A 16,635-nucleotide genomic window follows, 5' to 3' on the forward strand; every position below is an offset into this window, starting at 1 on the left:
TTGAATTCTGGCTTATTATAACGTATCACTAGCAGAATTGTAGAAAATAATAAAATGAGTATTGAACAGATTAAAAAAGATGCCCAAAGACAACAAGATAAGTTATCAAATATTGTTGCTCAAGCTATTGAACTGGCTAAACCTCGTGTTGATTCAGTTGAAGTTTCAATTAACCAAGCAACTGGTATTGGTGTAAGTACTCGACAAGGGGAAACTGAAAATGTTGAATTTAATAGTGATGGTGCATTATCTATAACCGTTTATAAAGAACAACGCAAAGGAAATGCATCAACTAATGATTTATCGCCACATGCAATAAATCAAGCTATCGATATGGCAATTAATATTATGCAATATACTTCTGCTGATCCTTGTTCTGGTTTAGGAAACTTAGATCAGATGGCATTGAATCCTCCTGATTTAGATCTTTTTTATCCCAGTGATTTAGACGTGGATAAGGCTATTGAGCAGGCAAAACAAGCTGAGCTAGCAGCCCTTGCCAATGCTGACATTATGAGTAGTGACGGCGGTTATTTTAGTAGTAAATATGGTGTGTATGTATATGGTAATAGTCTTGGTATGTTACAAGGCTACTGTGCAAGTTCTCATTCGTTGTCTTGTACAGCGATTGCTGAACAGGCGGGAAAAATGGAACGAAACTATGCTTACACTTCATCGCGTGATATTAAGGCACTCAAATCTCCTAGTTGGGTTGGGCAGCAAGCAGCAGAAAGAACAATTGCGCATTTAGGGGCTAAACAAATTTCTACCATGCAAGTACCCGTACTGTTTAGTGCAGAAGTTGCAGTTGGATTAATAAGGCACTTAGTGGGTGCAATTAGTGGCGGTGCAATCTATCGCAAATCATCATTTTTACTTGATAGCGTGGGTAAACAGATTTTTCCTTCATGGCTAACTATTTTTGAAGATCCACATATTTTAAAAGGTGTTGGTTCATCGCCTTTTGATAGTGAAGGAACCAAAACAATTAAACGAAATATCATTGAAAACGGTGTATTGCAAACCTACTTGCTTAGTCATTATTCAGCCAGAAAGCTTGGTTTAACATCAACAGGTCATGCGGGAGGAATTCATAACTGGCTTGTATCGCCAAGTGAGCATGATGCTGATTTTAAAACCATGTTGAAAAAATTGGATAAAGGGGTTGTGATTACTTCGCTTATGGGGCAAGGTGTGAATAATGTAACGGGAGACTATTCACGTGGTGCGACAGGTTTTTGGGTTGAAAATGGTGAAATTCAATATCCAATAAATGAAATAACCGTTGCTAATAACCTAAAAGATATGTATAAAAATATTGTGGCAATAGGGAATGATCTTGAAACACGCAGTAATATTCAATGTGGTTCAATATTAATAGATAAAATGAGTATAGCAGGGAAATAGGATGAAAAATGGGAAAGTTAGTCAGTAGTACGTTTTTCCAAAAAATCACATTATGGATGCCAGGACTAATCAGTTTCTTACATTATAAACGTGAATATTTAAACGCAGATATAAAAGCCGGATTATCCGTAGCCGCGGTATCCTTACCGGTATCGATTGCTTATGCTGAGCTAACAGGTGTTGGTGCTATTGCGGGGCTATACTCAACTATTTTACCGCTTATTGTCTATGCCCTTTTTGGATCGTCTAAACAGTTGATTGTAGGACCCGATACCGCAACGTGTGCGGTGGTTGCTGCGGTTGTTTTTCCTTTAGCTGCAGATGATCCCATGTTACGTTGGCAACTGGTGGTGCTGCTGACAATTATGATTGGTATTTGGTGCATCATTGCCGGCAAATTTCATCTTGGCGCCTTAGCAGATTTACTCAGTCAACCTATTTTGATTGGTTTGTTAAATGGTATTTCTATTACAATCATTGTCGATCAATTAGCGAAAACATTTGGTTTTCATTATGACTATTCTTACCTTATTGAACGTGTGGTTTATTTACCGGTTAAGCTTTATCAATCACATTTAGGCACGACATTTATATCTTTCATAACATTATTGATTCTCATTGCTTTTAAGAAATATAAACCACGTTACCCGGCACCACTTTTTGCCGTTGTGATAATGACTTTATTTTCATGGCTGTTTAATTTTGAACATTTTGATATCCACATTATTGGTAATGTAACTGGTGATTTTATACCATTGGAAGCTTGGATTGATTTTGACAAAGGATTAATGCGTGATTTAGTTGTTCCCTCATTGAATATTGCTGTTATTTGTTTTGTGAGTATGATGATTACCGTACGAAGTTTTGCGACAAAAAATAATTATGAAACGAATGCCGATGTTGAATTTAAGGCATTAGGCATGGCAAATATTGCAGCAGGTCTTTCACAAGGATTTGTTGTAAGTGGTACTTCGTCACGAACGGCAGTGAACGATGCGAATGGTGGAAAAACTCAGCTTGTATCGATAATCGCTGCGGCATTAATAGGATTTGTGGTACTCTTTTTGTTGTCACCGTTACAATATATTCCAACTAGTGTCCTTGGCGTGATTTTGATATATTCCTCGATCTCGCTAATTAATGTACAAACAATTTTGCGTTTTTTTAAATATGACCGTGACGCATTTTATTTAAGCTTATCAACATTTATTGCGGTATTACTTATCGGTATTATACCGGGTATGGCTTTAGCGGTATTATTAGGCATCTTTTTGTTTCTACGTCGCGTTTTTCGACCTAAAGATCAGTTATTAGGGGTTGATGATGACGGACGAATTCATTCATTAGGCAAAGATGTTAAACCTGTTAGTAATACGATAATTTATCGATTCAATTCACCTTTAACGTATTTTAATATTGCTTATTTTAAACGAAGAATCATTAGTTATATTGACGAATCAGAGCAACCTGTTAATTATGTTATCGTCGATGCGATTCCTTGTTTTACTTATAAAGATGTCAGTGTATTATCGGGTATTAACGAATTAGTTAATGCATTAAAAGTACGTAATGTGGTTTTAATCTTATCAGGTAGACGCAAAACCCTTAAAAATTGGTTTAAACAAATGAATATTACCCCTGATCATGATTACATTGAATTTACTTACGATCTCTATTTTGCTGTTAAGTTAGTTCAAAGTAGGGAACATATGGACAATAAAAATGAAGACGAGGATACGGATTAATTAACGACCCCTTTTTTGTTCAATTAATGATGTCAAAAGGTGCAGAACCATGATGAATAGGAACAATAATTACGTTAAGATCGAAATGATAAGTACCGGCGATGAAATTTTATATGGTCAAATAACCGATACGAATGCAGCTTGGCTTTCTGAATTATTTTTTCAAGAAGGTATTTTAATCACGACTCGCCACACAGTTGGTGATAATCTTAACCAGCTTACCCAAACATTACAAGAACGTAGTCTGATCAATGATATCATTATTGTTAATGGGGGGCTTGGGCCAACCAGTGACGATTTAACAGCACAAGCGGCAGCTTTAGCCAATCATGAAGCACTGGTACTCAATCAGCAGTGGTTGACACAAATTGAACGTTATTTTGCTAGTTGCGGTAACGTGATGCCGTCAAGCAACCTTAAACAAGCTTTATTGCCGCAAAGTGCTGTATTAATTGATAATCCAATAGGAACAGCCTGCGGATTTAAAATGCACATCAACGGCTGTATTGTGTTTTTTACGCCTGGTGTGCCTGCTGAATTTAAAGAGATGATCAAAACTCTTGTATTACCAGAAATTAAATTATCCTTTCCAAAATTAGAAAAAACGCTCTGTTATCGATTAACTATTATCGGGCGCACTGAAAGTGATTTAGCCACCGAGCTAACATCTAAATTAGATATTCCAAAAGATATCGTGATTGGTTATCGTGCTGCGATGCCTATTATTGAATTAAAATTGAGTGGTCCTCAACACAAAAAAGACACGTTGGATAGTTTATGGCGAAAAACTAAATCTATTGTTGATGACAATTTGCTTTACGAAGGCATGATTAGCAAAGACAGTGAACTCGGTTTAGCCAAAGTTGTTTCAGGGCTATTACATGAAAAAGATTTAACTATCGCAGTGGTCGAACAACAATCAGCAGGGATAATTAGTTATCAATTATTTGAAACCGATGCACCCATCGCAAAATCAGAAGTGATTCCATTATTATTTGAAGATCCCAAAGATTATCTTTGGCATATTATGACCCAATATAGAGCTGATATTGTATTAGGTATGGTTAATTTTAAAGAAAAGAACAGTCAATTTACGTTAATCATTACCACAGCAAAGCAAACTATCCAAGTTAATTTAAAATATATTGGTCGAAAACTTTCACGGCCTGAAGAGTTACAAACTTTTTCAGCAATAGCGTTAGATGCTTTACGTCGTTATTTGTTAAATAAACCAATAATTGCTTCTAATGTTTGGCTCGATATTTTGGATTAAGTTAAACGATAATGTGATGTTTTTTAGAATGGGAATGGTTAATTTTAACTATCTTAACAATAGTATGATATTAATATAGACAATTCCCCACAAAATTAAGTAAAATAACGGATCTTCCAAATTACATAAACTAGTAAATACATTAGAGGTAAAAATGGCTCGAGTAACTGTTCAAGATGCTGTAGAAAAAATTGGTAATCGCTTTGATCTAGTTTTAGTTGCAGCAAGACGCGCACGTCAATTGCAAGTTGAAAACAAATCACCATTAATTCCAGAAGAAAACGATAAAGAAACCGTTGTTGCTTTACGTGAAATTGAAGATGGTCTTGTTAATAAACAAATTCTTGATACAGCTGATTTTCAAGCTCGTCAGGAAGAAGAAGCAGAAGTGCGTTCTACACTGCATGAATCGATCCTTCTTGAAAATACGCCATCATACGAATAAGCGCTATAGGAATTGCCTATGCAATATTTTGATAGCTTAAAAGAGGTTGTAGCATCTTATCTTCCACCCAAACAAGTTGAACTTATTAAAGATGCTTATCTTTTTGCTCAGAAAGCACATGAAGGGCAATTTCGATCTAGTGGTGAACCTTATGTCACGCATCCTGTTGCTGTGGCATCGATTTTAGCCGATATGCGGCTTGATTATGAAACCATCATTGCTGCACTATTACATGATACGATTGAAGATACACCGGTTACTTTCCAAGATATCACAAATCATTTTGGTAAACATGTTGCAGTGTTAGTTGAAGGTGTATCCAAACTTGATAAATTAAAATTTCGTAATCGACAAGAGGCTCAAGCTGAAAATTTTCGGAAAATGGTGCTCGCCATGACCGAAGATGTGCGAGTGATTTTAATTAAACTGGCTGATCGTACGCATAATATGCGAACACTTGCGGCATTAAGACCAGACAAACGCCGTCGTATTGCAAAAGAAACGCTTGAAATTTATGCTCCATTAGCTCACCGTTTAGGTATTCACCATATTAAAACTGAACTCGAAATTTTAGGATTCACGGCGATGCATCCTAATCGAGCCAAAGTAATTGAAAATGTGATAAAAGCAGCTCGAGGTACACGTAAAGAATTAATTCAACAGATTTTATCGGAAATACGTGGTCGTTTAGCTGAAGCAAATATCGAGGCGGAAGTTGAAGGATTAGAAAAAAATATCTACGTGATTTATCAAAAAATGCAAATGCGTGAACAGCATTTTCATTCTATCATGGATATTTATATTTTTCGGATCGTTGTGAAAGATGTTGATGCCTGTTATCGTGCACTTGGTCTTGTTCACAATCTGTATAAACCTCGCCTTAATCGCTTCAAAGACTATATTGCAATTCCTAAAGCTAACGGTTATCAGTCATTGCATTCTTCATTAATTGGACCACATGGTACGCCAGTTGAAGTGCAAATACGTACTGAAGATATGGATCAAATGGCTGAAATGGGTGTTGCCGCACATTGGGTTTATAATGCCAATGATGAGCTGAATAATACAACGGCGCAAATCAAAGCACAGCGTTGGATGCAAAGTCTATTAGAGTTGCAACAAAGTGTGGGTAACTCTTTTGAATTTATTGAAAATGTGAAATCTGACCTGTTTCCGAAAGAAATTTATGTTTTTACCCCTAAAGGAAGAATAGTACAGTTACCGGAAGGTTCAACCGCCGTAGATCTTGCTTACGCTGTCCATTCTGATATTGGCTATCAATGTATCGGCGCAATTGTTGACCGAAAACCTTATCCACTTTCACAGCCATTAAGTAATGGTCAAACCGTTGAAATTATCACTTCGCCTGAAGGTCGTCCGAATGCAAACTGGCTTAATTTTGTTGTGAGTGCTAAAGCCAGATCACGTATCAGACAAGCGTTAAAAATGTTAAAACGTGATGATGCAATTGAATTAGGTAGAAGACTATTGAATCTGTCCTTATTAAAAACAGGTGGCATCAATTCACTTAAAGCTAAACAAATTGCGAAAATTGTTGAGATAACGCAGTTACAATCTTTTGATGATGTCTTAGCCGAGATTGGTCTTGGTAATATAATGAGCCATTTTATTGTCAAAGGGTTAGAACACAAAGAATTGTTTCAAAATAACAACGATACAAATAAAACCTTAGTCATTACTGGTAGTGAAGGGGTTTTAGTCACATTTTCGAAATGTTGTCACCCAATTCCCGATGATCCGATTGTCGGTCAAGTGAGTCCTGAAAAAGGATTAATTGTCCATCATGAATCATGTCGAAATGTCACGGGATACCAAAATAATCCTGAAAAATACATCTCTTTAAAATGGGCGACTGATATCACTCAACAATTTGTTGCTGAAATATGGGTAGATATTTCCAACAACCAAGGAGCACTTGGGCATATTCTTTCAATTATTAATGATGAAAAAGCGCATTTGCAATGGCTTAATACCGAACAGAAAGATCGACAAATTTATACAGTCATTTTGCAAGTTGAAGTTAAAAATCGTCAGCAGCTCAATGAGTTAATGCGTAAAATTTCATTGCAGCAAGATGTTGTAAGTGTCTCACGTAATATTAATAAGCGATGATGGCAAATCGATTTTTAAGTCAGGTTCCGATAATAAAATTGAGCGGAATTGGCTCTAACCTTGAAAAAAAATTCAATGCATTAGGTATCTATACTGTTCAAGATCTTTTATTACACTTTCCGTTACGTTACGAAGATCGCACCTCATCTTGTCCTATAAGTGAGGTTGCTATTGGTGAGCACATTACCATAGAAGGTCGAATCATCAAGTGTGAAGTGGTGCTTAGACGTCGACAAATGTTAATTTGTCATATTCAAGATGATTCGGGCATAGCAATATTAAGATTCATGCATTTCAATGCAGGCATAAAAGCAAGTTTAGCACTTGGCAATTGGGTTAGTGCTTATGGTGAGATAAAAAAAGGAAAATTAGGCGCTGAAATTATTCATCCTCAATATAAAATTATTGCTAATCCAGCAGACAAATCTAAAAAATTATTGGATGATCAAGAAAAATATACCCCAGTCTATCCAACCACCTATGGATTAACTCAAAATGTCATTCGTAAATTAATTGCTTCTGCGTTATTACTGTTAAAACGTAATCCACCCAAAGAAATTCTGCCTGAGTCATTAGCAACTCATTTTTTACCGGTATTGGAATCGTTAAATATTATTCATAACCCTCCTATTGGTACCAATATCACTCAATTATCTGCAGGGGAACATCCTGCTATCAAACGTTTTATTTTTGAAGAGTTACTTGCTTATCATCTGAGTATGTTAATGCTAAAAGTCGATAACCAAAAACAGCAAGCCCGTATTTATCGCCCGACGCAACAATTTATTGAGCCTTTTTTAGCCTCGTTACCCTTTAAACCCACTAACGCACAACAACGTGTTGTACACGATATCTATCACGATATGGCAAAACCTGTCCCAATGATGCGATTAATTCAAGGGGATGTGGGATCTGGAAAAACGTTAGTCGCGGCTTTAGCGGCATTAAATGCGATTGAAAATGGTGCGCAAGTTGTCTTAATGGCACCGACCGAGATATTAGCTGAGCAACACTATAATAACTTTAAACAATGGTTTGATCCTTTGGGTATTACCGTTGATTGGTTATCAGGGCGTTTGACTGCAAAAAATAAAAGATTGCGTTATGAACAAGTAAAAAGTGGGGATATTAGATTGTTAATTGGCACACATGCCGTATTTGTTGATAAAGTTGAATTTGCTTCGTTAGGTCTGGTGATTATCGATGAACAGCATCGTTTTGGTGTGAATCAAAGACTGAGTTTGTGGGAAAAGGGAATCCAAGATAACGACTATCCTCATCAGCTAATTATGACAGCTACTCCGATTCCACGAACATTAGCCATGACGGTATATGCTGACTTGGATGTCTCTATCATTGATGAGTTACCCCCGGGGCGCACACCTGTCACAACTGTTGTGATTCCAAATTCTCGGCGTGATGAAATTATTGAACGCGTTAATCAAGCTTGCCTGGAAAATCGTCAAGTCTATTGGGTTTGTACATTAGTCGAAGAGTCGGAAACATTAGATGCTCAAGCCGCTGAAATACTGGTTGAAGAGCTCAAAGAAAAAATGCCACATTTAACGATTGGGCTGGTTCATGGCAAAATGAAGTCGGACGAAAAACAATCGGTAATGCAGAATTTTAAACAAGGTGTCATCCAATTGCTCGTCGCCACAACGGTTATTGAAGTGGGTGTCGATGTGCCAAATGCAAGCTTGATGATTATTGAAAATGCGGAAAGATTAGGTCTGGCGCAATTGCATCAATTACGTGGTCGTGTAGGTAGAGGAACGGCGGTATCTCATTGTGTATTAATGTATCAAGCCCCATTAAGCAAAGTTGCACAAGCAAGAATGAAAGTCATGCGTGACTGTAATGATGGTTTTGTGATTGCGCAAAAAGATTTAGAAATACGTGGTAGTGGGGAGATTTTGGGCACGCGTCAAATGGGGATAGCTAACTTCAAAGTTGTGGATTTAATCCGTGATCAACATTTGATAAGTCAAGTTCAAAAAGCCTCTTATTTTTTACAACAACAACACCCCGAAAGTGTGAAAGAGCTGATTGACTGTTGGCTTCCGGATAGACAAAAATATATTAATGCCTAGTATTTTCATTTTCTTATTAGTTTATTCATACAAACAGATAGATAATTTCAGTGAATTGATTCCACATTTATTCATGGCAGAGAATATAAAAAGTGGACATTGAATCTTATTCACTGCCCACAAAAATTATTGATCTTAATTACAAGAAAGATCGATAAGGTAATTCAGGCTCATCGGTAAAGATGTCTCTAAATCCACGATAATGCTGATAGTGCATTTTGTTTTTATCTGTTGGATAAGTATATTTACCGCCAACTTGCCAGAAGAAAGGCGTAAATTGATATTCCAAACGATCTTTTTTCATTTGCCAAAGCACTTCAATTTCACGAGGATCACTTTGGAAATTTGCCCAAATATCATGATGAAAAGGAATCACAACTTGGGTTTTTAGCGATTCCGCAGCACGCAAAATATCTGAAGAGGTCATTTTATCGGTGACCCCACGCGGATTTTCACCATAAGAAAGTAACGCAACATCGATTTTATAGTCATTACCATGTTTGGCATAATAGTTAGAGTAATGAGAATCTCCTGAATGATAGAGTGAACCGCCCGAAGTTTCAAACAGATAGTTAACGGCTCTGTCATCCATGCCATCTAAAATCGCTTTATCAGTTGAGGAAACCCCTTTAGGTAGTGTCACTAACGAAGTTCTGTCAAAAGAATCTAGCACTCGAATGGTAATATCGCCCACTTTAATGGTTTCGCCTACTTTGGCAACAATGCAACGATCTTCAGGTACACCCCAACTTTTCCATAATTCGACACAAGCTTTAGGGCCAATAAATTTCACTTTTGGTGAACAGTTTTGAATGACCGCAGCAGCCACATTGACATCAATATGATCGGCATGATCGTGGGTTGCCATTACCGCATCAATCTCTTTAATAGCAAAAGGATCTAATACAAATGGACTGGTTCTTAAATTAGGTTGTAATTCGCGTACTCCCCCCATACGCATCATTTGATGTTGTTTGTTCATCAAAGGATTAGCGTGTGTTTTTTTACCGGTCCCACACCAAAAATCGACGGAGATATTGGTATTACCGGCAGATTTTAACCAAATGCCAGTACAAGCAAGCCACCACATGGTAAACGTATTGGGTTTAACCTCTGTTGCTTCAATCTCTTCATTTAGCCAAGTACCCCATTCAGGAAAGGTATTTAATATCCACGATTCTCGGGTAATTTCGTTCACTTTACTCATACTTTGTTCCTTTTACATTTTAATAATTAAACTAAAATAACATCTACACCTTGCTCCTTAATGCTTTCAATGACTTCCTTGTTTGCTTGTTTACCGGTAATTAAAATATCGATTTTATTCACAGGACAAAAAAGCATGCCAGAATTGGCTTTGGTTTCAATTTTTGAACTATCGACAACAACAACTAATTTTTCAATTTTTTCAAGTATCTGTTGTTCAGCCACTGCACCTAATATTTCATTCTTATAAAGTCCATTGGGTGTTAACGTCTTGCCACTGGTAAACATCCATTTGCCAGCATAAGAATCAGTAATGTTAGCAATGGGGTTAAGAATAATATTTTGTGTTTTGTTATATAATCCTCCCATAATGATGACATTTTCATGATCATGTTCAATCAAGTAACACGCTAACGGAAAATAGTTAGTAATGATTGAAACATTTTTACCACAGAGTTCTCGACCCAATAAAAACGCCGTTGAACCGCAGTTAATGACAATATTTTCATCAGCACCACATAACTTAGCTGCACGAATAGCGATGCGAGCCTTTTCATGATAATGATCGGTATTATTATTGCCGATTGGTGCCCATATTGGCTTTTTCTCTTCGATGCGCATAATACCGTTACGTACTTTTTTTACTCTTCCTTCCTGATCGAGCTTAGTGATATCACGACGAGCTGTAGCCGGTGAGATAGAAAAATATGAAACTAACTCAGTCACTCTTAACATCCCTTTGTCGTTAACCATTGCCACTATTTCATTATGTCGTGATATTTCGTTCATTATTACCTCTTTGTTGAATTAAAGTGATTAATTTTGATCAAAAATGATAATAATTTTCATTCATAATATTGTCAAATACTTATAACCAATATTTAACTCATTGTTGATTCAATATGTTGATAATAATAATTATATTTCTAATTTTTACCGCTGTTTTTTCCTAAAAATGTGATGATAATCACAGATGTGGGTGTGATAGATTTAGAAAAGTGATCTTTATCAAAATAATCATAAATAATCATTGAATGGTTAATTGTGATTGTAGAATATAACAAGTGTTATTTAATCATGAATAACGAAGTGTAATCAGAAATTTTATCTATTCATATAACAATAAATATTATAGAAAAATTTAAAAACGAAGTTAGTTCTCCACAGTAAAGCGTTAGATATTTAAAGATGTCGATAAACCAATGAGAGGAACATATGGAAGTAATCTACAACATATTTTATATTTTTTATAGCCAAGTTATGACAAAAGCGCCTTTGTTGCTTGGCTTAGTGACAATGTTAGGTTATTGCCTTTTACGTAAAGACATAACAACCGTTTTAAAAGGCACCATTAAAACCATTGTTGGTTTTATGTTATTACAAGTCGGTTCAGGAGTGTTAGTTTCAACCTTTAAACCCGTCATTGCAAAACTATCAGAATATCATGGTATTAAAGGATCGATTATTGATACGTATGCCTCGATGGTGGCCGTCGAAAAGGGTATGGGCGATCAATATTCTTGGGTTGGCTATGCAGTATTATTGGCACTTGCTATCAACATTGCACTTGTACTGTTTCGCCGTTTAACCGGTATCAGAACGATCATGCTGACAGGTCATATTATGTTTCAGCAAGTCGGTCTTATTGCACTATTTTACTTTTTATTTGGTTATGGCATGTGGGAAACCATTATCTATTCCGCCATTATTACTGCACTCTATTGGGGGATATTCTCAAATATGATGTTTAAACCAACCCAAGCGGTAACAGGTGGGGCTGGTTTTTCCATTGGTCATCAACAGCAACTCGGTTCATGGATAGCGGTAAAATTAGCGCCAAAACTGGGTGATAAAAATGATTCGGTTGATAATCTTAAATTACCTAAATGGTTACATATTTTCCATGATAGTATCGCTGCCACAACCATTGTCATGACATTCTTCTTTGGCATCATCCTTCTTTCATTTGGTTTAGATAATCTTCAAACAATGGCTGGTTCAACCCATTGGACAATTTATATTTTCGAAACAGGGCTTAAATTTGCCGTTGCAATACAAGTTATTGTGGGCGGTGTACGAATGTTTGTTGCTGAATTATCCGAAGCATTTAAAGGTATTTCTGAAAAATTAATTCCCAATGCTGTGCTTGCTATTGATTGTGCAGCCATTTATGCATTTTCGCCTAATGCCATGGTTTTTGGTTTTATTTGGGGCGCATTAGGGCAATTCTTAGCGATCGCATTATTGCTTATCTTTAAATCCCCAATAATGATTATTCCGGGATTTATTCCAATGTTTTTCTCAAATGCGACAATTGGCGTATTTGCCAACCATTTTGGTGGTTGGAAAGCAGTTATGAAAATCTGTTTTGCAATGGGAATAATTGAAGTTCTGGGCTCTGCTTGGGTGATCAATATTTTTGCGCAAAACGGCACGCCTATTGACTCATGGATGGGGATGGCGGATTGGTCAATTCTATTCCCACCAATCTTACAAGGGTTATCATTTTCTCATTTGTTTATCTATTTAATCATTGCGTTAGCATTGGTGTATATGTTCTTTGCCGCTAAAACACTACGCGCTGAAGAAGCACAACAAAAAAATCAACCTATCGAAAACGATATACATCAGGATGTAAATGAAGCAGTAGTTGAAAAAATGGATGAAGTTGCAATAAGTGAAGGCCAACCAATTCGTATTCTGGCGGTATGCGGTAGTGGTCAAGGGTCATCAATGATGATGAAAATGAAAATTGCGAATTTTCTGGATAAGAAAGGGATCCCTAACATTATGGATTCTTGTGCAGTTACCGACTACAAATCCCGATTACCGAATGTTGATATCATCGTAGCATCGAAGCATCTGATACATGAAATTGAAGTGAATGAAGGTCAACATGCACTCGGTGTACAAAATATGCTTAATCCACATACGTTTGGCGATGAGCTTATCGAACTAATTAACCAAGTTAATACGAATAAATAGATAGAATATGAAAAAGGAGCGCAATATGGCTTTCAAAGAATCTTTAATTGAAAATAACTCAATATTACTCAGCGCAGAAGCGGCAAATTGGGAAGATGCGGTCAAGCTTGGAACCGATATGTTAGTAGCATCAAAAGCCATTGAACCATCTTATCACGATGCCATTATCCGTTGTGTAAAATCCATGGGACCTTACATTATCATTGCGCCTAATCTGGCTATGCCGCATGCCAGACCTGAAGATGGTGTCAATCGTACCGCTTTTGCCTTAGTAACCTTAAAAAAACCTGTTTATTTTGACGGAGAAGATGAACCGGTTGATGTGCTTGTCACCTTAGCCGGAAGTACGTCTGATCAACATATGGAAGGGTTAATGGAAGTGACACAAATTTTAGATGATGAAAATAGCTCAACAGGTGTTGATCTCGATAAATTAAGACGTTGTCACAGTAAAGAAGATGTCTATGCAGTCATTGATCGGGCTTTAAATGGAGGCTAGTTTATGTATCAAGCTTTAAAAGAAAGGGTTTTACACGCTAATTTACTGTTACCTAAATATAATCTGGTTACTTTTACTTGGGGCAACGTATCAGAAATTGATCGCACAAAAGGCGTTATTGCCATAAAGCCTTCAGGTGTTGAGTACGGTGCGATGACTGTAGATGACATTGTTGTGCTTTCATTAACAGGGGAAATTGTAGAAGGTAAACTCAATCCGTCCAGTGATACAGCCACTCATCTTGAACTCTATAAAGCATTTGAAAATATTGGTGGCATTGTCCATACCCATTCGCGCTATGCCACCATTTGGGCTCAAGCAGAGTTAGACATCCCAGCCTTAGGCACAACGCATGCCGATTACTTTTATGGTGATGTACCTTGTACTCGTCGGTTAACTGATAGTGAAATTGCGACCGATTATGAAAAAAATACAGGACTTGTCATTATTGAGGAGTTCAAACGTCGAGGCGTCGATCCAAAAGCCATGCCTGGCGCTGTGATTTCTGGACATGCTCCATTTTGTTGGGGAAAAAATGCTATCGATGCCGTACATAATGCTGTGGTACTGGAAGAAGTCGCTATGATGGCAATTGCAACTCGTCAACTCAATCAAACCATTAAAATACAACAAACCTTATCTGATAAGCACTATTTTCGCAAACATGGCGCAAACGCTTATTACGGTCAAAAATAAAATGAACAAGGAAATAAAAATGACAGCACCTAAATTACAAATCGCCTTAGACCAAACTGAATTAAAACCGGCATTAGATGTTGCTAAAAATGTGTCAGGATTTGTCGACATTATTGAAGTCGGCACTATTCTTGCGTTTGGGGCAGGCATGGAAAGTGTAAAAACATTACGACAACTTTATCCCGATCATATTTTAGTCTGTGATTTAAAAACCACCGATGGCGGAGCAATATTAGCAAAAATGGCTTTTTCTGCTGGCGCTAATTGGTTAACTGTATCGGCAGCTGCGCACATAGCCACGGTTGAAGCATGTAAGAAAGTCGCCGATGAGTTTAAAGGCGAAATCCAAATCGAATTGTATGGGCATTGGACATTAGAAGATGCGAAAGCTTGGCGTAAATTGGGTATTAAACAGGCAATTTATCACCGTTCTCGAGATGCGGAATTAGCTGGCGTAGGTTGGGGGGAGGAGGATTTGGTTAAAATGCGTCAGCTTTCAGATTTAGGACTAGAGCTTTCAATCACAGGGGGAATTGTACCGGAAGATATCCACTTGTTTGCTGGCATTAAAACCAAAGCCTTCATTGCTGGTCGAGCTCTTGCCAATGAAAATGGTAAAAAAACGGCTCAAGCATTAAGAGAGCAAATAGCAAAATATTGGTAAGTGATAGATTGCAGTCGTTACGGCGACTGCATTTTTAAAATAATAAAGATATGAGCAGGTTTTAACTATGTCAACATTTGCAATCGATCCCACATTACAGACCAATCATATTGGTATTTATGAAAAAGCATTGCCTAATGAACTTTCATGGCAACAAAAATTGCAGGAAGCAAAATCATTAGGATTTAATTTTATTGAGATATCAATAGATGAATCAGATGAGCGTCGAGCAAGGCTCGATTGGTCTGATGACGAAATCTATGCACTAAAACGATTATGTGAGCAAAATCAAATACCACTACATTCAATGTGTTTAAGTGCACATCGTAAATATCCGTTTGGCTCAGCAGATGAAACAGTTCGCAACCGAGCTAAAGACATCATGAATAAAGCGCTTCGTTTGGCTTATAAGCTTGGAATACGAGTGATTCAGTTAGCAGGGTATGATGTCTATTATGAACCAGCCAATAACAAGACTCACCAACGTTTTATTGAAGGTATGCAATGGTCAGCTAAACAAGCGGAAAAAGTTGGGATAATGTTGGCAGTTGAAATTATGGATACTAATTACCTAAATTCACTCAGTAAATTTGAAATTTTAAAACGGGAAGTGAATTCCCCTTACTTCATGGCTTATCCTGATGTTGGAAATATCACGGGTTGGAACTACGATACATGTACTGAATTATTGTTAAGTCGTGATCATATCGTCCAAATTCATCTGAAAGATACCTTAAAAGTGAAAAATAATTATTCTGGACAATTTAGAGATCTTGTCATTGGTGAAGGTGAGGTTGATTTTCTGGCCATATTTAAAACACTTAAAATGATGAACTATTCCGCACCGTTAGTCATTGAGATGTGGGCAAAAGATGATAAATGGAAAGAAAATATTATCACAGCTCAAAAAAGATTAAAGGCAATCGGCGAACAGGCAGGATTTCCTATATTTAATTCAATATAAAATCAAACATGATTTGATTGTGAATCAACGCTTCATCTTATGAAAAAAGATGAAGCATTCAATGCATTAAGCTTTTTTGACAAAACAGGCTTTAAGCATAATTTTCATGCCATCGATTTTACAATCAATTTCATGATCACCGTCGACTAAACGAATCCCTTTCGCTTTTGCCCCTTTTTTTAGCACAGTCGATGAACCTTTTAATTTAAGGTCTTTAATCAATAACACATCATCGCCATCCGCTAATAAATTACCGTTGCTGTCTTTCACTTCACGTTGAGATGATTCAGTCGTTGCTTGATTAGGATCCCACTCATGAGCACACATTGAGCAGACAATTAAATTACCGTCGGGATAAGTATATTCTGATCCACAGGTAGGGCAGTGATTTGTTGATTCCATCTTGTTTCCTGTCGTATTAAAAAGTTTAATTATAGCATAATTATTGTCAAATTTCCTGACATTAGATTTTGCTTTGTTATTTACCAAACTCATTATTTGCGCTTTGCACGATAAGGGCTATCG

Annotated in this window: 14 protein-coding genes; 11 read left to right on the forward strand and 3 right to left on the reverse strand. The window is 36.9% G+C overall.

The genetic code is table 11. The annotated features are described in order from the left end of the window. Positions 1-54 precede the first annotated feature (54 nt). From pmbA to recG, 6 genes are all read left to right on the forward strand, one after another. Positions 55-1,407 (forward strand): metalloprotease PmbA, encoded by a 1,353-nt coding sequence (pmbA, locus tag ACGH46_RS03050; RefSeq protein ID WP_267361243.1) that lies wholly within the window; start codon positions 55-57, stop codon positions 1,405-1,407. An 8-nt stretch (positions 1,408-1,415) separates the two neighbouring features. Beyond that, positions 1,416-3,152, forward strand: coding sequence for a SulP family inorganic anion transporter (locus ACGH46_RS03055; RefSeq protein WP_267361245.1), 1,737 nt, complete (start codon positions 1,416-1,418; stop codon positions 3,150-3,152). Positions 3,153-3,201: 49 nt separating this feature from the next. Further along, positions 3,202-4,425: a CinA family nicotinamide mononucleotide deamidase-related protein gene (locus tag ACGH46_RS03060; protein WP_411604098.1), complete on the forward strand. Its 1,224-nt coding sequence runs from the start codon at positions 3,202-3,204 to the stop codon at positions 4,423-4,425. Positions 4,426-4,579: 154 nt separating this feature from the next. Further along, positions 4,580-4,870: a DNA-directed RNA polymerase subunit omega gene (rpoZ, locus tag ACGH46_RS03065; protein ID WP_220216796.1), complete on the forward strand. Its 291-nt coding sequence runs from the start codon at positions 4,580-4,582 to the stop codon at positions 4,868-4,870. An 18-nt stretch (positions 4,871-4,888) separates the two neighbouring features. Continuing rightward, the gene (spoT, locus tag ACGH46_RS03070; protein WP_267351382.1) at positions 4,889-7,003 is read left to right on the forward strand and encodes a bifunctional GTP diphosphokinase/guanosine-3',5'-bis pyrophosphate 3'-pyrophosphohydrolase; all 2,115 of its coding nucleotides are present in this window, start codon (positions 4,889-4,891) and stop codon (positions 7,001-7,003) included. Continuing rightward, entirely contained in the window at positions 7,003-9,096 is a 2,094-nt protein-coding gene (gene recG / locus ACGH46_RS03075; RefSeq protein WP_411604101.1) for an ATP-dependent DNA helicase RecG, read from the forward strand. Before spoT ends, recG begins: the two co-directional genes overlap by 1 nt. 139 nt (positions 9,097-9,235) lie before the next feature. Here recG and ulaG read toward each other — a convergent pair whose 3' ends face one another. Beyond that, positions 9,236-10,303 (reverse strand): L-ascorbate 6-phosphate lactonase, encoded by a 1,068-nt coding sequence (gene ulaG, locus ACGH46_RS03080; RefSeq protein WP_267351386.1) that lies wholly within the window; start codon positions 10,301-10,303, stop codon positions 9,236-9,238. 26 nt (positions 10,304-10,329) lie between these two features. Continuing rightward, positions 10,330-11,091, reverse strand: coding sequence for an HTH-type transcriptional regulator UlaR (ulaR, locus tag ACGH46_RS03085; protein WP_267378223.1), 762 nt, complete (start codon positions 11,089-11,091; stop codon positions 10,330-10,332). Positions 11,092-11,517: 426 nt separating this feature from the next. On the opposite strand from ulaR, the gene ACGH46_RS03090 reads away from it, so the two are divergent. From ACGH46_RS03090 to ACGH46_RS03110, 5 genes are all read left to right on the forward strand, one after another. Beyond that, the gene (locus tag ACGH46_RS03090; RefSeq protein ID WP_267378225.1) at positions 11,518-13,287 is read left to right on the forward strand and encodes a PTS ascorbate-specific subunit IIBC; all 1,770 of its coding nucleotides are present in this window, start codon (positions 11,518-11,520) and stop codon (positions 13,285-13,287) included. Between the two features lie 25 nt (positions 13,288-13,312). Beyond that, entirely contained in the window at positions 13,313-13,786 is a 474-nt protein-coding gene (locus ACGH46_RS03095; RefSeq protein WP_411604104.1) for a PTS sugar transporter subunit IIA, read from the forward strand. Positions 13,787-13,789: 3 nt separating this feature from the next. Continuing rightward, positions 13,790-14,482 (forward strand): L-ribulose-5-phosphate 4-epimerase, encoded by a 693-nt coding sequence (locus ACGH46_RS03100; protein WP_220216802.1) that lies wholly within the window; start codon positions 13,790-13,792, stop codon positions 14,480-14,482. A gap of 19 nt (positions 14,483-14,501) precedes the next feature. Next, on the forward strand, positions 14,502-15,146 hold the full coding sequence (locus ACGH46_RS03105; RefSeq protein ID WP_267361259.1) for a 3-keto-L-gulonate-6-phosphate decarboxylase UlaD: 645 nt from the start codon (positions 14,502-14,504) through the stop codon (positions 15,144-15,146). A gap of 67 nt (positions 15,147-15,213) precedes the next feature. Beyond that, a complete protein-coding gene (locus ACGH46_RS03110; protein ID WP_411604106.1) occupies positions 15,214-16,110 on the forward strand; it encodes an L-ribulose-5-phosphate 3-epimerase in 897 nt (298 codons plus the stop codon). 66 nt (positions 16,111-16,176) lie between these two features. Here the strand turns inward: ACGH46_RS03110 and ACGH46_RS03115 are convergent, their stop codons facing one another. After that, complete coding sequence (locus ACGH46_RS03115) at positions 16,177-16,512, reverse strand: zinc ribbon domain-containing protein YjdM (RefSeq protein ID WP_220216805.1); 336 nt, start codon at positions 16,510-16,512, stop codon at positions 16,177-16,179. Positions 16,513-16,635: the final 123 nt, after the last annotated feature.

The sequence above is a fragment of the Gilliamella sp. CG22 genome (genome assembly GCF_046635725.1).
Taxonomy (GTDB): domain Bacteria; phylum Pseudomonadota; class Gammaproteobacteria; order Enterobacterales; family Orbaceae; genus Gilliamella; species Gilliamella apicola_I.